This is a genomic window from Halorubrum sodomense, from assembly GCF_900111935.1.
Taxonomy (GTDB): Archaea; Halobacteriota; Halobacteria; order Halobacteriales; family Haloferacaceae; genus Halorubrum; species Halorubrum sodomense.
The window spans coordinates 43,282-60,809 of the sequence record NZ_FOYN01000002.1 but is presented as its reverse complement, the minus strand read 5'-3'; the positions used below and the strand labels follow the sequence as shown (position 1 = coordinate 60,809).

Annotated in this window: 16 protein-coding genes; 9 read left to right on the top strand and 7 right to left on the bottom strand. The window is 70.0% G+C overall.

All coding sequences use genetic code 11. The features are described from left to right. Positions 1–23: 23 nt before the first annotated feature. From BM286_RS05300 to BM286_RS05285, 4 genes are all read right to left on the bottom strand, one after another. A complete protein-coding gene (locus BM286_RS05300; protein WP_092920553.1) occupies positions 24–890 on the bottom strand; it encodes a phosphatase PAP2 family protein in 867 nt (288 codons plus the stop codon). Then, entirely contained in the window at positions 887–2,893 is a 2,007-nt protein-coding gene (locus tag BM286_RS05295; protein ID WP_092920552.1) for an ABC transporter substrate-binding protein, read from the bottom strand. Before BM286_RS05295 ends, BM286_RS05300 begins: the two co-directional genes overlap by 4 nt. Before the next feature lie 102 nt (positions 2,894–2,995). After that, positions 2,996–3,247: a hypothetical protein gene (locus tag BM286_RS05290; RefSeq protein ID WP_275938234.1), complete on the bottom strand. Its 252-nt coding sequence runs from the start codon at positions 3,245–3,247 to the stop codon at positions 2,996–2,998. Positions 3,248–3,331: 84 nt separating this feature from the next. Continuing rightward, positions 3,332–3,628, bottom strand: coding sequence for a DUF7091 family protein (locus BM286_RS05285; protein WP_092920551.1), 297 nt, complete (start codon positions 3,626–3,628; stop codon positions 3,332–3,334). A gap of 143 nt (positions 3,629–3,771) precedes the next feature. Here BM286_RS05285 and BM286_RS05280 point away from each other — a divergent pair, with 143 nt between their 5' ends. Both BM286_RS05280 and BM286_RS05275 read left to right on the top strand, forming a co-directional pair. Continuing rightward, positions 3,772–4,203 carry an HIT family protein gene (locus BM286_RS05280; RefSeq protein ID WP_092920550.1) on the top strand — a complete coding sequence of 144 codons (432 nt, stop codon included), beginning with the start codon at positions 3,772–3,774 and terminating at the stop codon, positions 4,201–4,203. A 77-nt stretch (positions 4,204–4,280) separates the two neighbouring features. Continuing rightward, the gene (locus tag BM286_RS05275; protein WP_092920549.1) at positions 4,281–5,126 is read left to right on the top strand and encodes a P-loop NTPase family protein; all 846 of its coding nucleotides are present in this window, start codon (positions 4,281–4,283) and stop codon (positions 5,124–5,126) included. Between the two features lie 47 nt (positions 5,127–5,173). Here the strand turns inward: BM286_RS05275 and BM286_RS05270 are convergent, their stop codons facing one another. Continuing rightward, on the bottom strand, positions 5,174–5,695 hold the full coding sequence (locus BM286_RS05270; RefSeq protein WP_092920548.1) for a DUF7858 family protein: 522 nt from the start codon (positions 5,693–5,695) through the stop codon (positions 5,174–5,176). A gap of 163 nt (positions 5,696–5,858) precedes the next feature. On the opposite strand from BM286_RS05270, the gene BM286_RS05265 reads away from it, so the two are divergent. Further along, positions 5,859–6,845, top strand: coding sequence for a transcription initiation factor IIB (locus tag BM286_RS05265; protein WP_092920547.1), 987 nt, complete (start codon positions 5,859–5,861; stop codon positions 6,843–6,845). 23 nt (positions 6,846–6,868) lie between these two features. Here the strand turns inward: BM286_RS05265 and BM286_RS05260 are convergent, their stop codons facing one another. Both BM286_RS05260 and BM286_RS05255 read right to left on the bottom strand, forming a co-directional pair. Continuing rightward, positions 6,869–7,858 carry an arsenic resistance protein gene (locus BM286_RS05260; RefSeq protein ID WP_092920546.1) on the bottom strand — a complete coding sequence of 330 codons (990 nt, stop codon included), beginning with the start codon at positions 7,856–7,858 and terminating at the stop codon, positions 6,869–6,871. Positions 7,859–8,219: 361 nt separating this feature from the next. Beyond that, positions 8,220–9,065, bottom strand: coding sequence for an HFX_2341 family transcriptional regulator domain-containing protein (locus BM286_RS05255; protein WP_092920545.1), 846 nt, complete (start codon positions 9,063–9,065; stop codon positions 8,220–8,222). Between the two features lie 128 nt (positions 9,066–9,193). On the opposite strand from BM286_RS05255, the gene BM286_RS05250 reads away from it, so the two are divergent. The 6 genes from BM286_RS05250 (at position 9,194) to BM286_RS05225 (ending at position 17,494) form a co-directional block, all read left to right on the top strand. Further along, positions 9,194–10,849, top strand: a complete 1,656-nt coding sequence (locus BM286_RS05250) for a GTPBP1 family GTP-binding protein (protein WP_092920544.1) — start codon at positions 9,194–9,196, stop codon at positions 10,847–10,849. Positions 10,850–11,141: 292 nt separating this feature from the next. Then, on the top strand, positions 11,142–12,782 hold the full coding sequence (locus BM286_RS05245) for an ABC transporter substrate-binding protein (RefSeq protein WP_092920543.1): 1,641 nt from the start codon (positions 11,142–11,144) through the stop codon (positions 12,780–12,782). Positions 12,783–13,031: 249 nt separating this feature from the next. Next, the gene (locus tag BM286_RS05240; protein ID WP_255510254.1) at positions 13,032–14,027 is read left to right on the top strand and encodes an ABC transporter permease; all 996 of its coding nucleotides are present in this window, start codon (positions 13,032–13,034) and stop codon (positions 14,025–14,027) included. Next, a complete protein-coding gene (locus BM286_RS05235; RefSeq protein ID WP_092920541.1) occupies positions 14,027–15,016 on the top strand; it encodes an ABC transporter permease in 990 nt (329 codons plus the stop codon). The genes BM286_RS05240 and BM286_RS05235 overlap by 1 nt, the downstream gene beginning before the upstream one ends. Before the next feature lies 1 nt (position 15,017). Next, a complete protein-coding gene (locus BM286_RS05230) occupies positions 15,018–16,139 on the top strand; it encodes an ABC transporter ATP-binding protein (protein WP_092920540.1) in 1,122 nt (373 codons plus the stop codon). Further along, a complete protein-coding gene (locus BM286_RS05225) occupies positions 16,136–17,494 on the top strand; it encodes an ABC transporter ATP-binding protein (RefSeq protein WP_092920539.1) in 1,359 nt (452 codons plus the stop codon). The genes BM286_RS05230 and BM286_RS05225 overlap by 4 nt, the downstream gene beginning before the upstream one ends. Positions 17,495–17,528 lie beyond the last annotated feature (34 nt).

Below are 17,528 nucleotides of genomic sequence, written 5' to 3'. Positions count from 1 at the left end.
CGCGACGGAACGCGGACGCTCGGTCAGGCGTCCGCGGCGGCCTCGGACCCGGGACGCTCCCCGCTCGCGTCGCCGCTCGGTTCGACGGCGTCGTTCCGCGGGTCGACGAACCGGTGCGCGAGCGCGACGCAGCCGAACGCGAGCGCGAAGCCGGCGACGACGTCGGTGAGCCAGTGGATTCCGAGGTACATCGTCGCGACGACGACCGACAGCGAGAGCCACACCGCGACCGGCGTCCACCGCGGGTACTCCTCGCGGGTCAGCACCGCGAACGTCCCGACGGTGACCGAAAGCGAAGTGTGGAGCGACGGGAAGACGTTCGTGTTCACGTTCACCTCGCTCGCGAGCAGCATCACGTCGGGTCGGTTGGTGAAAAGCAGCGGCGTCACCATGTCGGGCATCACGTTCCGCGGCCCGTAGGCGAACACCGCCGTGTACAGCGCCAGTCCGATCGCGTAGTTGAGCGCGTACGCGACGAGGACGCGCCTGAGCGTCGTCGTCCGCGGGAGCGCGAGGTACGCGACCACCGGGAACGCGAGCAGGAACGCGTAGCCGTACACGTACACCCACGAGAAGTACGCGGTCAACACGGGGGTAGCGAACGTCGACTGGACCCACGCGACGAACCCGCCCTCCAGCCCGTAGATGAGCGCCGTCGCCTGGAGACCGAACAGCTCCGAGACCGCCTGTAGCGAGCTCCGACCGATCGCGCTGGCGAGCAGCACCGCACCCAGGGTCCCGGCGGCCCGTCGGGCGTCCCACAGGCGCGCTCGGAGCCCGGTCCACGCGTCTCGGAGCCGAGCCGGACCGATCACCGCGACGCTCGCGACCGCCAGCATCGTCCCGACCCACGCCACGATCGACGCGAGCAGCGACAGGAACGGCGTCATTGTCCCCGCGAGAGCAGCCGGCCTTCGTCGTCGAACCGGTATCCGGCGTCTCGAAACGCCTCCCGGGCGGCCGCGACGTCGAGCGAGCCCTCGTCGTCGAAGAACGGGTAAACGGGGTCGGTCCCGTCGGTCCACGCCAGCGACGCCGGGACCGCGTCCGGCGTCGCCGCGAGCGGAGACGCCGCCGCCCGTGCGTACCCGTCGAAGGCGTCGTCGACGACGGCGGACTTGTCGATCAGCCGCGCGATCACCGCCCGGAATCGGGGGTTCGACAGCGGGCTCCGTCGCACGTTGTAGCCGACGTGATAGAACGCCGCCGACCGACCGCTCACGAGCCGGGTGTCCGGCGAGCGTCCGATCCGAGGGACCGACGCCGGACCGAGGTTCGCTGCGGTCGCGTCCGCGACGCCGTCGGCGACCGACTCGACGGCCGAGATGTCCGAGGGCAACACCTCGATCCGGAGCCGATCGAAGGCGGGCTTGCCGTGGTACTGGGACGGGATCCCCGCCCTGGGGTCCGTCGCCGCTCCGGATCCCGTCTCTCCGGACGCCTCCGGGTCGGTTTCGGGCGCCGGCCGCACGAGGAAGTGGTCGGGGTTCCGCTCGAAGACGACCGATTCCCCGGCGGTCGCCGCGACGAAGCGCAGCGGGCCGCTCCCGACCGGGTCGGGGTTGTTCGAGACCACCGCCTCGGTCGTCTCGAAGTCGAGCTCGAAGCCGGCGATCGTCGCCGCGTCTGTCCTGGCGGACCAGACGTGTTCCGGGAGGATCGGTACCTGGAGCGCGCGGGCGGCGACCGTCTCGTTGACGTCGGCCACGGTGAGCCGCACCGTCGCGTCGTCGAGGACCCGCTCGTCTTCGACGATGGAACTCCGGCCGCGGAAGCGAGGGGTCGGCACCGGGGTCTCGACGTTTCCCAGCGACGTGTCCCGGAGGAACCGGTAGGTGAACGCGACGTCGCTCGCCGTCACGGGCTCGCCGTCGTGCCACCGGGCGTCGCGGAGCGAGACGTCGAGGGTGTCGTGGTCGATCCGCTCCCAGTCGGCCGCCAACCACGGGATGACCGCCTCGCCGTCCGCGCGGACGAGGGGATCGTACAGCAGTCCGGTGAACGTCCCGTGCTTCCGGTACTCCGCGGCGATCGGGTTCCAGTTCTCCGTGATGCGGTCGTCGGTCGTCACGAGCCGGAGGACGTCTTCGCCCTCGGATCCGGTGCCCGCGGCGGCCGTCGTCGCGCTGCCGTCGGCCGAACCGGTGGTCCCGGAGTCGTCGTCGGAGGAGACAGTCCCGGAGTCGCCGTCAGAGGCGACGGTCCCGGAGTCGCCGTCAGAGGAGACGGTCCCGGAGTCGCCGTCAGAGGCGACGGTCCCGGAGTCGTCGTCAGAGGCGACGGCGTCGAGTTCGAGGAGCCCGGCGACGGAGAGCGGCTGGCGGTCCTCCGTCCACCCGTCGAACCGGTCCTCTCGGACGGCGGTGAGCGCGTCGGGGAACGCGACGACGGAGAAGGGCTGGAGCCGGCACAGCGTCTCCTGAAGCGAGCCGACGACGTCCGATCGCTCGGTGCCGGTGACCCGGCGCTGTCGTTCCAAGAGGTCGTCGACCGATATCTCCGTGAATCCGAAGGGGTTCTGCCAGCCGGACTCCGCGATGAACTTCGAGTGCGTCAGGCCGTACAGCGCGTCCGGGTCGAAGGGTTCAGTCTCCACGAACTGCCCGACGTAGATGTCGAAGTCCTGGTTTATCAGCACCTTGCGCCAGAGCTCGGTCTGTCCGACGGCGTTGAGTTGGACGTCGATACCGACCGCGGTCAGGTGTTCTTCGAGCTGTCTCGCGATCCGGATCCCGCTCGGGTCGTCGTCGGCGGGCGTGGTGTTGATCTCGAGGGTCAGCTGCGAGTGGGGGTCGCGGCCGGCGATGTTCTCCGCCCGCCCGAGACAGCCGGCGCTGGCGGCCGCGAGGCCGAGCCCGGCGAGCGCCGTCCGTCGACTGATCGGTCGGGTCATTCGCTCGTTTCTCCCCGTTTTCAGTCGCGCTGTATATCTCTTCTGTGCTACGGTCGTCGAACCGCGGTTCGACGGAGCGAACGCGCGCCGTCCCCGGAGCTCTCAGATCACGTCCGCCAGCGGGAGCGCGAGCCCGACGGCCCACGCCAGCAGTCCGGCGACGGCGACCGGCCGATCCGCGGCCGCGCGCCCGGTGGCGACGACGCCGAGCGCGGCGAGGAGCGCCACGCGGTGGACGATGAGGGCGGGCGAGACAGCCGTCCCGAGCGCCGCGAAGTCGGCGAGGAAGCCGGAGAGGGCGAGGCCGAGACCGGCGACGACGAGGAGGGCGAGCACGACGGCGACCCGTTTCATGCGCCTCACCGGAGCCCCGGAGCACAGACCTGTTCGGGTAGGGCCGGGGCTATCGCGCGCGTCCCTCGCCGCGGGTTCCGGCGGTCACCACGTCTCGACGACGCCGTCGCGGACGTCCTCGGCGCACCCCTCGCAGTCGGGGTGGCCCGACTCGAAGCAGGCGGGGCGCCCCTCGGCGTCGACCGGAATGGTCCGGCGCTCCGCGTGGCGTCGGCAGACGACGCGGGCCGCCCCGGAGTCGTCGGTCGGGAGGTCGAACCGGGCGGCCGCGTCGCCGTCGGGGTCGTCGCGACCCTCGGCGTAGGCGCGTCTGGCCTCCTCGAACTGCTTGCCCGCCTTCCGGAGCTGCCGGCGGATGACGCGCTCGAACCGGTCGTCCATACCGCCCGTTTCGGCGCGGCGGATATAGGTCCGTTGGCGGCGCGGATCGGGGCGATCGCCGCGGGGCTCCGGGCGGCGCTCCGACGAGCGACCGAACCGTACCCCGGGAAACCTTGATGGGACGCCCGAGCGATCGCTCGGGTATGTCCGACGACTGCGTCTTCTGTTCGATCGCCGCCGGCGAGATCCCGGCGCGGACCGTGTACGAGACCGACTCGGTACTGGCGTTCCTGGACGCGAACCCGCTCGCGCGCGGGCACACGCTCATGATCCCGAAGTCGCACGCACGGCACGTCGGCGACCTCGACGCCGACCTCGCGAGCGAGTTGTTCGACGCGGTCGCGTCGCTCACGCCGCGGATTCAGGCGGCGGTCGACGCCGACGGCGCCAACGTCGGCGTCAACGACGGCGCGGCGGCCGGCCAGGAGGTCCCGCACGTCCACGTCCACGTCGTCCCGCGTTTCGAGGGCGACGGCGGCGCGCCGATCCACGCGGTGGCGGGCGAGCGGCCGGACCTCTCCGACGACGAACTCGACGCCGTCGCCGACGAGGTCGCGGCCGCGATAGACGGGTAGGAACGCGACGGAGCCGCGCACCCCGCCCGCCGTTCCGCTTCGGTCTTTTTAAGAACCGGCTCCGGCGACGCGGGAACATGCAGGCGACGACGCTCGCGTTGATCGGAGCGGCCGGCGGCGTGGGAACGACGCGGACCGCGGTCGAGTTGGCGGCGATGGGCGCGCGCGACGGGCGGCGCGTCGCCGTCGTCGACGCCGCGTTCACGACGCAGGGGCTCTCCGAGTACGTGGCCGGGCGGGTCGAGCCGGACCTCACCGCGCTCCTCACCGACGACCCGGACGCGGCGCTCTCGGCGGCGGCGTACCCCCTCATCGGGGCGGGCGACGCCGCCCGGCGTTCCGGATCCGCCGGGGCGGGCGGCGAACGGGACGTGAACGGCGACCCGGACCTCCCGGGACGCGTCGACGCAGTGCCGGCTCGGGCGCCCTTCGAGCGCGTCGCCCGGGCGAAGACGGCGGAGGCCGCTCGGAAGTTAGCGGGCCGGATCGACGAGGCAGCGACGACGTACGACGCGGTGGTCGTCGACGCGGCGCCGGCCGGGTCGAACGAGGCGGTCGCGGCCGCGACGAGCGTCGACCGCGCGGTCGCGGTCCGACCGGCCACGGTCCACGGACGCGACGCGGCCCAGCGGCTCCGGGGGCGGATCGCCGACGTGGGCGGGAGCCTCGACTCGACGCTCGCGGTCGATCGACCCGGAACCGCGGGGTCGGGCGACGCCGTCGACCGCGACGACACGGACGGCGGCGGTTCCGGGGCCGTCCGCGTTCCGGCCACCGATCCCGAGGTGGCGGCCGCACCGACCGCGGCGAAGGGGGACGACGCGTACGCGCGGGCGATCGCGGCCGCCTACGAGGCGGCGTTCGACACGTCGCTCGGCGTGGAGTTCCCGGACCCGGGACTCGTCGATCGGGTCACGCCCTGAGAGCGCGGCTCGCGGCTCGGGAGCCGCGTCCGAAGTGGTACCGGAACTCAACGAAACCCGTCGGTGGAGCCGAGCGCGTCGCCGAGAGGGCCGCCGTCTCCCGGTCCGTCCCCGAGCGGTGCCGACCCGGCGACCTGCGCGTCGACCGCCTCCGCGACGGGGTCGACGGGGTCGTGCGTCTCGACGTACGTGGCCAGCGCGAAGTCGGCCTCGTCGCCGCCGGTGAGTTCGACGGCCTCGCTGCGCGAGGTCCGGCCCGCGAGCCAGTCGCGGACGACGCCGCGACCGGTCGGTGAGAGCGGGCAGACCCCCGCGACGCCGCACCGGTGGAGCGTCTTCGCGGCCGTCATCGGGGTGACGCCCGCCTCCCGCGCCGCGTCGCCGACGGTCCGGCCGGCCGTGTAGGCGTCGACGAGGGTGGCGGTCGCTTCGGGCGTACACGGGAGCGACTCCGCGTGGGCCGACAGGCGATCGACGAGCGGCGTCTCCGTGTCGTCCGCGAGGGCGACCCCGCGATCGCGCTGACGCGAGGTCACCTCGACCCCGGCCGCGATCTCCGACAGCGTCATGCGATCCGGTGGTTCGCACGGATGGTTAAAACCACCGTACTGCGGCGAGGTCGAACGCCGGATCACCGACCGATAATCGGTCGGTTCGAGCGCCGCGATCGGGGCGATCGACCCCCGATTCACCCGGGTTTAAGTAAGGCATCGGGCCGGAGTTCGACGTGTGATGAGTGAGGCACGTTCGACCCGAACCCGTTCGCCCCGGACCGAGACCGACGACGTCGCGACCGCCGACCGCGCCGCGACCGCCGACCGCGCCGCAGCCGCGGACGCGACCGAGGCCGGTCGGGCCGAGGCCGACCGCGAGACGTGTCCGGAGTGCGGCGGCCGCACGCGGGTCGATAGCTCGGAGCGCGTCTGTACCGACTGCGGCCTCGTCGTCGACGCCGACCGGATCGACCACGGCCCGGAGTGGCGGTCGTTCGACGACGACGACGCGGACCCGAAGCGCACCGGCGCGCCCCTGACGCGCTCGCGGCACGACCGCGGTCTCTCGACGGAGATCGGCCGCTCGACGAAGGTGAAGGGGCGCAAGCGCCGGCGGCTCGCCCGGATGCGGACCCAGCACAACCGCGCGCAGATCTCGACGAAGCGCGACCGAAACAAGGTGTACGCGTACACCGAGATCCGGCGGCTCACCGGCGTCATGGGGCTTCCCGACAGCGTCCGCGACGCCGCCTGCGCGCTGTTCGACTCCGCGCAAGACGAGAGCCTGCTCCGCGGGCGCTCGCTGGAGGGGTTCGCCGCGGCCTGCGTCTACGTCGCCTGCCGCACCGCCGACGTGGCCCGCACCGTCGGCGAGGTGTGCGCCGAGGCGAAGGCGACCGAGGCCGAACACCGGGCCGCCTTCGACGCGATGAACCGCGAGCTCGGCCTCCCGATCGCGCCGAGCGGCCCCGCGGAGTACCTCCCGCGGTTCGCCAGCGACCTCGACTGCGACCCGGCCGTCGAGCGCCGGGCGGGCGAGCTGGCCGAGCGCGCCGTCGAGGAGGGGATCGCGAACGGCCGCAACCCGGTCGGCGTCGCCGCCGCCTGCCTCTACACCGCGGCCCGCGAACTGGGCGCCGAGTGTACCCAACAGGAGGCGGCCGACGCCGCCGACGTGACGCCGGTGACCGTCCGCCGGACGTACGTCGACCTGACGGAGGAGTGAGCGGGCGGCGCGGAATCGCGGCGCTACCGGTCGGTCGACGGCTCGTCGAGGCGAGCCGTCCACCGCTCTCTCACCGCGAGGTGTCCCTGTGCGATGACCCCCAACAGCGGGAGCTCCAGCAGCGGCCCGATGACGAGCGCGAGCGGGATCAGCGGCTCGTTCGGGAACGCGACGACGGCGATTGCGAGCGCGGTCGGGGAGTTCCGCGAGAGGATCGTGTTATTGAAACAGACCAGTTCGCCGTACGAGAAGGAGAGCGAGCGCCCGACGAGGAACCCGACCGCGAGGTTGATCGCGTAGAACAGCGCGACGGGGATCGCCATCAGCGCAAGCAGCCGCGGGTTCTCGACGATCACGTCTCCCTGCGACGCGAACATCGCCCCGATGGCCAGCGCGAGGAAGCCGACCTGGACCGGGCCCATCCGGGGCAGGAACCGGTCTCGGAGCCACGTCTCGCCCTTCGTGCGGGTGAGTCCCCACCGGGCGAAGGCGCCGACGGTGAGGGGAACGACCAGCACGAGGAGGACACTCTCGGCGAGCAGCGCGAGCGGCAGGTCGACGAGCGTCCCGGCGAACGCGTAGAGGTACACCGGCAGCAACACCAGTTGGAGGACGAGGTTGTACGGCAACACGGAGGCGGCAAGCGGTACGTCGCCGTCGGCGACGTCGGTGAACACGAGGTACCAGTCCGTACACGGCGTCACGAGGAGCATGATGAGTCCGACCCAGAGCGCGGGCTGGTTCCGGAGGAAGAGGGCACCGAGCCCCACGGCGAGCAGAGGGCTCCAGACGAAGTTGACCAGCAGGCTCGACCCGACGACGCGGCGGTTGCCGAACGCTTCCCGCAGCCGAGAGAGGGGGATCCCGACGAACGCGGCGAACAGCATCACCATCAGGAACGGGACGATGAGCCGGTCGGCGACGGGGGCGACGCGGTCGATCTGGCCGGCGGCGAGGCCGACCGCGACGGCGGTGAGGACGAGCATCGACTGGTGTTTCTCGACGGGATTCATCGCCTCGTCTCGGTACTGCGCCGGCGACGTGCTAAGGCTGTGGGTCGGCGTCAGAAGGGGGAGAAAACGACGGCGGCCCCGTCGTTTCGTGACGATCCGTCGGGCGGGCGCGGCGGCGTCAGCGGGGACCGATCGCCGCGAGAGGGGGCCGCGGCGACCGGGATCTGATAGCGGACAGGCGGTGTGGAGGGCAGGGAGGGCGCCCCGACCGCCCGGCGGGCGTCACGCACCTGAATCGAGGTGCGGGGGATAGTTCTACGTTAGCCGTCGACAGTACGGACGGACCGAACAACACGTTCGAATCGGACGGATCGCGATTTGCGTGTCGACCGCTCACCGCTCGGCGATCGAGCGAAGCCCCCTACTCGGCAATCTTGTGCTTGAACGCGAAGAAGACCCGGCGGCCGGTCTCCGTGAGCCGGACGGTGTCGGAGCGTCCGATGTCCTCCAGTTCGACGTAGCCGCGCTCGCGCAGCGGCGAGAGCACGTGCGTCTCCAGCGCGCGGTACTTCGCCGTCCGGCTCTCGCCCGCCTCGCGGAGGAAAGAGAGGTCGCGCTCGCGCGCCCACTCGATCAAGTTCCACTTGTCGGTGGTGCGGTTCTCCTCGGAGCGTTCGTGAAGCCGACCGAGGACGGCGACCTGGTCGGTCGTGGGCGCGTCCATCGGGTAGATGGGCAGGTCGACGGTGCGCTCGACGCCCTCGGTGAGCGGTTCCTCGCGCCGGTCGTGGCGGTGGCGCTCTGGCTCGACGCTGTACGGGCGCGCGCCGACGATCATACAGGCCAGCGCGACGCCGACCGCGGCGATCCGCGGCCCGGTCGAGACGTTCCCGAAGAGGCGGTCGCCGTCCTCGGCGCTCGCCCGGTGACGGGCGGCGACCGTGGTCGTCACGCCGAGCACGTCGTACACGTCCGCGAGCGCGACGGGGATCGGTCGGACCGCGGCGAACTCGGCGGCGGTCGTCCACGCCTCGCGCTGGTAGTCGGTGAGCCCGCCGGGATCGATTCGGGTGTCTGCGGGGTCGGCGGCGCCGGCCGCCTCGAAGTCCACGTCGCCGCGGGCCCCGTCGCGGTCGGGGGCGTCGACGAGCAGGTACGCGACGTCGGCGCCGTGGCGACGGAGGGGCTCGACGATGCGGTCGCGCTCGTAGCCGAGCGGGACCACGTGGACGCGGCGTTCGGCGACGCTGGGGACCGAGGTGTCCATACCGGCGTTGTTCGCGGCGCCCGATTAAATAGTCCGCCGGAGCGCTCCCGAGGAGCCGCGAGCGATCACGAGTCGTGGGGTCACGTACCACGAAAACCGTTAAGCCCGGCTGTCGCCTATGAAGGGACATGAGCGCGGACCGGTCCGCCCTCCGGCGGGCCATCGAGCGCGGCGAGCGGGACGGCGGCGCCATCGAGTTCAAGGAGCGACTGACCCGCGAGGTCCACCTGGCCGACGGGCGCATGGAGTCGCTCGTGGCCCAGCTCCGCCACCGCGTCCTCTCCGGCGACGGCGAGGCGACCTACGTCCTCGGCGTCACCGACGACGGGGGGTTGGCCGGCGTCTCCCCCGACGCCTTCTCCGAGACGATGGACGTGCTCTCGCTGCTGGCAGACGAGGCAGACGCCCACATCGCGGACGTCGAGACGTGGAGCGCCGGCTCCGGCGGCGACGCCGACGAGGCCGGGCTCGTCGGGCTCGCGACGCTCCGCGACGGCGGCGTGTTCGAGGCCGACGAGGACCACCTCGTTGTCGGCACCGCGGGCCACGTCGACCACGGGAAGTCGACGCTGGTGGGGACGCTGGTCACCGGCCGCGCCGACGACGGGCAGGGCGGCACGCGCGGCTTCCTCGACGTCCAGCCCCACGAGGTCGAGCGCGGCCTCTCGGCCGACCTCTCGTACGCGGTGTACGGATTCGCGGACGACGCGGACGAACCGGTTCGGATGGACAACCCGCACCGGAAGTCCGACCGCGCCGGGGTCGTCGAGACGGCCGACCGGCTCGTCTCGTTCGTCGACACCGTCGGTCACGAGCCGTGGCTCCGGACGACGATCCGCGGGCTCGTCGGGCAGAAGCTCGACTACGGGCTCCTCGTCGTCGCCGCCGACGACGGGCCGACGACGACGACCCGGGAACACCTCGGGATCCTCCTGGCGACGGAGCTGCCGACCATCGTCGCGATCACGAAGGCGGACGCCGTGAGCGACGACCGGCTCGCGGCGGTCGAGCGCGACGTGGAGTCGATGCTCCGCGACGCCGGACAGACCCCGCTCCTGGTCGACCGGCACGGCGTCGACACCGCGGTCGCGGAGGTCGGGGACGGCGTCGTCCCCCTGTTGCGGACCAGCGCGGTGACGAAGGCGGGGATCGAGACGCTGGACCGCCTGTTCGAGCGCCTGCCGAAGCGCGCGACGCCGGACCGCGAGACGTTCCGGATGTACGTCGACCGCAGCTACAAGGTGACGGGCGTGGGCGCGGTCGCGTCCGGCACGGTGAACTCGGGGACCGTCGAGACGGGCGACGAACTCCTGCTCGGCCCCATGCCCGACGGGTCCTTCCGCGAGGTGGAGGCCCGGTCGATCGAGATGCACTACCACCGGGTGGACAGGGCGACCGCCGGGCGGATCGTCGGCATCGCGCTGAAGGGCGTCGACGAGGCGGAGATCGAGCGGGGGATGGCCTTGGTGCCCCGCGACAGCGAGCCGAATCCGGTCCGCGAGTTCGACGCCGAGGTGATGGTGCTCAACCATCCGACTCGGATCCAGGAGGGGTACGAACCGGTGGTCCACCTCGAGACCGTCTCCGAGGCGGCCGCGTTCTTCCCGGAGGACGGGCGGCTGCTCCCGGGGGACACGGGCGACGCGCGCGTCCGGTTCAAGTTCCGACCGTACCTGATCGAAGCGGGGCAGCGCTTCGTCTTCCGCGAGGGATCGAGCAAGGGGGTCGGGACCGTGACGGACGTCGGAGAGGCCGGAGGCGGAGCGTCGCCCGCCGATCGCTAGCTCCGGTCGAGTGACGCCGGGGGCGACCGCGCCGTGGCAGCTCTCGAACGGAGACGCGAGACGGTCCCCCGGAGAGACGCGAGACGGTTCCCCGGAGAGACGCGAGACGTCGCTGTCACCCTCGCGTGCGAGAATGCCGTTCCACCGTCGAGCGCCGGCGTATTCGAGTGTTTCCGCCGATTCGGCGGTAGTAGCGCGGATTCGTACTGAGAAGAGGGCACACAGCGAACAGATCCGACCGTACGGACACGCCGACCCAAAAGCTTATCTAGTGAAAACAAGAGTTGCCTGTATGCGTCGACAACCCACACAACGCATTTCGCGACGAAAGGTCCTCGCCGGCGGGGCGGCCGGCACCTCCCTCCTGCTCGCCGGGTGTACCGGCGGCGGGGACGGCAACGGCTCCGGCGGCGGCAACGGTTCCAGCGGCGGCAACGGCTCCGACGGCGGCGGCGGCGACGGCGGAACCCCCTCGACGCTGTACTTCGCGCAAGCGAAGGGCCCGCTCGACATGGACCCGGTCATCATGAACGACGTGCCGTCCGCGCAGATCGCCGGGCGGATATTCGACGGCCTCTACGAGTACGGCGACGGCGTCAACCTGGAGCCGAAGATCGCCGCGGACATGCCGACGGTCGAGCGCGACGGGACGCGGTACATCGTCCCGATCCGCGAGGACGCCGAGTTCCAGAACGGCGATCCGGTCACCGCGGAAGACGTCGTCCACACGATGATGGCGCCGATCGAAGAAGAGACCGCGAACGCCTCCGAGGTGAACATGATCGACACCGCGGAGGCGATCGACGAGACCACCGCGCAGTTCGATCTCAAGTATCCGTACGGCGCGTTCACGATCGCCATGGCGCGGAACGTCGTCAACGCCTCCGTACGTCAGGAGGACGTCGACGCGTACAACCAGGACCCGGTCACCTCGGGGCCGTTCCAGCTCGTCGAGTGGGAGCCCGAGAACTTCGCGACGCTGGAGCGGTGGGACGACTACTGGGACAGCGAGAGCCTCCCGGAGCTCGGCGGGATCGAGTTCCAGCCGATCGTGGAGCAGACGACGCGGGTCACCGAACTGGAGACGGGGAACGTCGACATCATCGAGAGCATCCCCCCGCAGCTGTACGAGACGGTCCAGAGCAACCAGAGCGCCAGCATCACCGAGGAGCCCGGCGTCGGATACTTCTACCTCGCGTTCAACTGCGCCGAAGGGCCGACGTCCGACCCGCTCGTTCGGGAGGCGGTCGACTACTGCGTCTCGATGGACCAGGCGGTCGAGAGCTTCGTCACGCCGGCCGGCGTGCGGCAGTACAGCCCGTACCCCTCCTCGATCAGCGAGGAGTGGAACTTCCCCGTCGACGAGTGGTCGAGTATCCCCCACGATCAGAACCTCGAGGAGGCGCAGGCGCTGTTCGAGGAGGCCGGAGTCCCGATGGACTACGACTGGCGGATCATCGTGCCGCCGGACAACAAGCGCGAGCAGATCGGTATCTCGATCGGCGACGGGCTCCAGAACGCCGGCTTCGAAAACGTCCAGGTCCAGCGCCTCGACTGGGGGACGTTCCTCGACGCGTACCTCACCGGCAACGAGGAGGACTACAACATGTACACGCTCGGTTGGTCGGGTAGCCCGGACCCGGACACGTTCGCGTACAACCTGCTGAGCCAGGAGACGAACGGCGTCACCAACGGGACGTTCCACGAGTACGACGAGGCCTCCCAGAAGCTGACGCAGGCCCGCGAGTCCGCCGACCGCGAGGAGCGTCGGCAGCTCTACATCGACGCGACGACGACGCTGCTCGAAGGTCGCGTCCACCTCCCGGCGTACAACCTGAACAACTCCTACGGCGTCCGCAACGTCGTGGAGGGCTTCGAAGCGCACCCGATCTCGACGGAGCTCCAGATGACCGACGTCACGGTGTCCCGATAACCCGGCGACGGGATAGAACGCCGTCGGCTCGCGTTCTATCGAACGGTCGCGGCGCGAGAACGACGGAACGACGCTCGAAAACGACGGACCGCGACGCGGAGACGGCCGCGCGCGTTCCGAACGCGAGCCCGTCGGGAGCCGGTCGACGCGTTCGGCGGCCCTCCGCGGTCACCGTCTTGATGCGCCGGCGGGAACGGAACGGATAAGCGACGGCAAAAACCGAACCGAAACAACGAGGAATCCACGACAGTGAGTTTACTTCGGTACACACTCAGACGATTCGCACAGGCGATACCCGTACTGATAGGTATCGTGACGATAACGTTTTTCCTGGCGAACCAGATCCCCGGCGATCCGGTCGAAATCATGCTGGGACCGACGCCGGGACAGGAACAGGTGGAGGCGATCCGGGCCCAGTACGGCCTCGACCGGCCGCTGTACCAGCGGTACCTCTCGTACCTCACCAGCGTCGCGACGGGCGATCTCGGGCTCAGCATCTACTACGACCGCCCCGTCCTCGAGATGATCATGCTCCGGCTGCCGGTGACGCTGCTGCTCATGCTGTCCGCGTTCGCGTTCGCGATCGTCACCGCGATTCCGCTCGGCGTCATCTCGGCCAAGCGGCGGAACGAGCCGGCGGACCACATCTCCCGGATCATCTCGCTGATCGGCGTCTCCACCCCGTCGTTCTGGATCGGGTTGGTGTTGATCATCGTCTTCGCGTTCTACCTCGGGTGGTTCCCCGCACGCGGACTCGTCCTGCCGTGGGCGGATCCGACGGACGTTCGCGGGGCGGCGACGCAGATCGAGGTGATCCGCCAGTCGGCACACCACCTCTTCTTGCCGATGATCGGGCTCGGGACGCTCCAGATGGCACAGATCACGCGGATCGAGCGCTCGTCGATGGTCGACTCGCTCCAGGGCGAGTACGTGAAGCTCGCCCGGGCGTACGGCGTGCCCGAGTCGACGATCGTCCGCAAGCACGCGTTCCAGGTCGCGCAGCTCCCGGTGATCACCATCATCGGCCTCGGGCTGTCGACCGCGCTCGGCGGCGCCGTCCTCACGGAGACCGTCTTCGGAATCCAGGGGATGGGGAGACTGATCATCACGGCGATTCAAAACCAGGACTACCAGCTGATCATGGGGACGACGCTCGTGTTCGGGTTCGTCTACGTGATCGGCGTGATCATCACGGACATCATGTACGGCTACCTCGATCCGCGAGTTACCTACGGTGACGAGTAATGTCGACCAACAGCGCAACTTCGGACGACGACACCCCGAACGGCGGCGACGAGAGCGGCGGCGGGCCCGACGAGGTCGAGGCCCGCGTCGGGCTTCGATACACGCTGAAACAGGTTCGACAGGACACGACGGCGCGGGTCGGGTCATATATCGTCGGGTTCATGACCCTGGTCGCGATCTTCGCGGCGTTCGACTACTACGTCCTCAATTACGCGATCGCGGAAGCGGTACTGTACAACCCCGAGGCCGACCCGGAGCAGGTCCGGCGGCTGCTCCCCCCTGTCGGCATGGAGAACCAGTTCGGTGAGGGCGTGATCGAACACCCGCTGGGCACCGACCACCGGGGTCGAGACCTGCTCTCCCGGACCATCTACGGGACGCGGATCGCGATGACGGTCGGGTTCCTCGCAACCGCGATCGGCCTCGGCGGCGGCACCGTCATCGGCGCGGTCTCCGGCTACTACGGCGGCTGGATCGACGACGTGCTCCAGCGGGTGACGGAGACGATCTACGCGATTCCGTTCCTCGTCTTGGTCATCGCGTTCATGACCGCGTTCGGGCGGAACCTCACGTTCGCGATGATCGGCGTCGGGATCACGGCCGTCCCCGTGTTCAACCGACTCATCCGGTCTCGCGTCGTCTCCATCCGCGAGGAGGACTACATCGAGGCCGCGCGGGCCGCCGGGGTGAAAGACAGAAACATCATCTTCCAGCATATCATCCCGAACAGCTTCGCGCCGGTGCTGGTCCAGGCGACGCTTCAGGTCGGGGTGAGCATCCTCATCGTGGCCGGCCTCTCGTTCCTCGGGTTCGGCGCACAGCCGCCGACGCCGTCGTGGGGACAGATGCTGTCGGCCTCGCGGGCGTACATGCTTCCCGCGCCGACGTTCAGTATCTTCCCCGGAATCGCTATTCTGATCACCGTCATCGGCTTCAACATTCTCGGCGACGGTCTACAGGACGCGCTCGACCCGCGGATAAACAACTGATATGACTGAACCACTACTCAGCGTACGCGATCTCAAGACACAGTTCTTCACCGAAGACGGGACGGTCCGCGCGGTCGACGGGATTTCCTTCGACGTGTACGAGGGAGAGATCGTCGGGCTCGTCGGAGAGTCGGGCGCCGGAAAGTCCGTCGCGACCTCCAGTATCCTCCGGCTCGTCGACAGCCCTGGCGAGATTGTCGGCGGCGAAATCGAGTTCAAAGGAGAGACGATCTTCGGGCTCGAGGAGGACGACGCCGGCGAGTTGCGCCCCCGCGACGAGATGCTCTCCGAGTCGGAGATGCGCGAGCGGATCCGCGGCCGGGAGATCGCGATCATCTTCCAGGACCCGATGGAGTCGTTGAACCCCGTGTTCACCGTCGGGGGGCAGCTCCGGGAGTTCATCGAGATCAACCGCGACCTCGGCGCGGACGAGGCGAAGGAGGAGGCGATCGACATGCTCAGAGAGGTCGGGATCCCGGCGCCCGAGTCGCGGTACGACGAGTACCCGCACCAGTTCTCCGGCGGGATGCGACAGCGCGTGCTGATCGCGATGGCGCTCGCCTGCGAGCCGGACCTGATCATCGCCGACGAGCCGACGACCGCGCTCGACGTCACCGTCGAAGGCGAGATCCTCGAGATGGTGACTGAGCTCCAGGAGAAGTACGACACGTCGTTCATCTGGGTCACCCACGACATGAGCGTCGTCGCGGAGATCTGCGACCGGGTCAACGTGATGTACCTCGGCGAGATCATCGAGCAGGCCGAGGTGGACGACCTGTTCTACGACACGAAACACCCGTACACGTCGGCGCTGCTCGACTCGATGCCCCGGCCCGACAGGACGGTCGACGAGCTCAGGCCGATCCAGGGGGTGATGCCGGAGGCGATCAATCCGCCCGCCGGCTGTCGGTTCCACTCGCGCTGTCCCGAGGCGCGGGAGGTGTGCCGCGAAGTCCACCCGGAGCTACGGGACCTGAGCGAGGAGGGCGAGCCCGTACACACGGCGGCGTGCGTGAAACACGACGCGTTCGACGTGGGGTACGACGAGAGCCGGTCGATCGAGACGCAGGCCACCGGCGGGTTCTCCGCCGGCCTCACCGAGACCGGAGGTGAGGCGGAATGAGCGAGGTCGGCCCGCCGGAGTCGGACTCCGAGGCGCTGTTACAGGTCCGCGACCTCTGCAAGTACTTCGACAACGAGAGCGGGCTGCTCGCCGGCGTCCAGCTCGACGACGAGTTCCCGTACGTCTCGCGGTCGGCCTCCGACGTCCGCGCCGTCGACGGCGTGAGCTTCGACATCAAGGAGGGCGAGACCCTCGGGCTCGTGGGCGAGTCCGGCTGCGGGAAGTCGACGCTCGCGCGAACCGTCCTCCGGCTGCTCGAACCGACGAGCGGGAGCGTCTACTTCCAGGGCGAGGACCTCGCGGCGCTCTCCGGCGAGCCGCTGCGGCGGAAGCGGAAGGACATGCAGATGATCTTCCAGGACCCGCAGTCGTCGCTCGACCCGCGGATGAAGGTCGGGCCGATAGTCGAAGAGCCGATGAAGGCTCACGGGATGCTCGACGAGGAGGGACGGGAAGCGCGCGCGAAGGAGCTGTTAGAGAAGGTCGGACTCGACCCGCAACACTACAACCGATACCCGCACGCGTTCTCCGGCGGGCAGCGCCAGCGGGTGAACCTCGCGCGGGCGCTGTCGGTGAACCCCGACTTCATCGTCTGCGACGAGCCGGTGAGCGCCCTCGACGTGTCCATCCAGGCGCAGGTGCTCAACACGATGGAGGAGCTCCAGGAGGAGTTCGACCTGACGTACCTGTTCATCGCGCACGACCTGAGCGTCATCCGCCACATCTCCGACCGGGTGGCGGTGATGTACCTCGGGAACCTCGTCGAACTGGCCGACAAAGAGGAGCTGTTCGAGAACCCGAAACACCCGTACACGGAGGCGCTGCTCGACGCCATTCCGGTTCCGGACCCGAGAAGCGGCGGACGGAAGGAGCTGCTGTCCGGCGACGTCCCCTCCCCGATCGATCCGCCCTCCGGCTGTCGGTTCCGGACGCGGTGCCCGAGGCTGATCCAGCCGGAGTCGTACGACATGCCCGAGGACACCTGGCGGAACGTCGTGAAGTTCCAGCGCGCGGTCAAGCGCCGGGCGTTCGAGGAGACCGATCCGGACGCCCTTCGGAACCGGTACTTCGACGGCGCGGTACCGGGCGGCGACGCGGGCACCCTGCTCGACGAGGCGCTCGGTCACATCGAGCGCGACGAGTGGGACGACGCGGAGGGGATCCTCACCGAGCGGTTCGCGGACGAGAGCGTCTGCGCGACCACGGACCCCGCGTACGAGGTGGAGTCCGATCGGAGCGACGGCCGCCACTACGCGGCGTGCCACTTGCGTCGCGACGAGGCGATCGCGGCAGCCGTCGACGAGGCCGCGTTGGACGGCGCGGCGCGTCCCGGTCGACCCGAAGCGGACGACTGACCGCGCTACCGCGTTCGAAGTTCGACGGAGCCGG

Bases quoted from the DNA above. Each gene is read 5' to 3' on its own strand.
- BM286_RS05300 (WP_092920553.1), bottom strand. From the start codon at position 890: ATGACGCCGTTCCTGTCGCTGCTCGCGTCGATCGTGGCGTGGGTCGGG.
- BM286_RS05295 (WP_092920552.1), bottom strand. From the start codon at position 2,893: ATGACCCGACCGATCAGTCGACGGACGGCGCTCGCCGGGCTCGGCCTC.
- BM286_RS05290 (WP_275938234.1), bottom strand. From the start codon at position 3,247: ATGAAACGGGTCGCCGTCGTGCTCGCCCTCCTCGTCGTCGCCGGTCTC.
- BM286_RS05285 (WP_092920551.1), bottom strand. From the start codon at position 3,628: ATGGACGACCGGTTCGAGCGCGTCATCCGCCGGCAGCTCCGGAAGGCG.
- BM286_RS05280 (WP_092920550.1), top strand. From the start codon at position 3,772: ATGTCCGACGACTGCGTCTTCTGTTCGATCGCCGCCGGCGAGATCCCG.
- BM286_RS05275 (WP_092920549.1), top strand. From the start codon at position 4,281: ATGCAGGCGACGACGCTCGCGTTGATCGGAGCGGCCGGCGGCGTGGGA.
- BM286_RS05270 (WP_092920548.1), bottom strand. From the start codon at position 5,695: ATGACGCTGTCGGAGATCGCGGCCGGGGTCGAGGTGACCTCGCGTCAG.
- BM286_RS05265 (WP_092920547.1), top strand. From the start codon at position 5,859: ATGAGTGAGGCACGTTCGACCCGAACCCGTTCGCCCCGGACCGAGACC.
- BM286_RS05260 (WP_092920546.1), bottom strand. From the start codon at position 7,858: ATGAATCCCGTCGAGAAACACCAGTCGATGCTCGTCCTCACCGCCGTC.
- BM286_RS05255 (WP_092920545.1), bottom strand. From the start codon at position 9,065: ATGGACACCTCGGTCCCCAGCGTCGCCGAACGCCGCGTCCACGTGGTC.
- BM286_RS05250 (WP_092920544.1), top strand. From the start codon at position 9,194: ATGAGCGCGGACCGGTCCGCCCTCCGGCGGGCCATCGAGCGCGGCGAG.
- BM286_RS05245 (WP_092920543.1), top strand. From the start codon at position 11,142: ATGCGTCGACAACCCACACAACGCATTTCGCGACGAAAGGTCCTCGCC.
- BM286_RS05235 (WP_092920541.1), top strand. From the start codon at position 14,027: ATGTCGACCAACAGCGCAACTTCGGACGACGACACCCCGAACGGCGGC.
- BM286_RS05230 (WP_092920540.1), top strand. From the start codon at position 15,018: ATGACTGAACCACTACTCAGCGTACGCGATCTCAAGACACAGTTCTTC.
- BM286_RS05225 (WP_092920539.1), top strand. From the start codon at position 16,136: ATGAGCGAGGTCGGCCCGCCGGAGTCGGACTCCGAGGCGCTGTTACAG.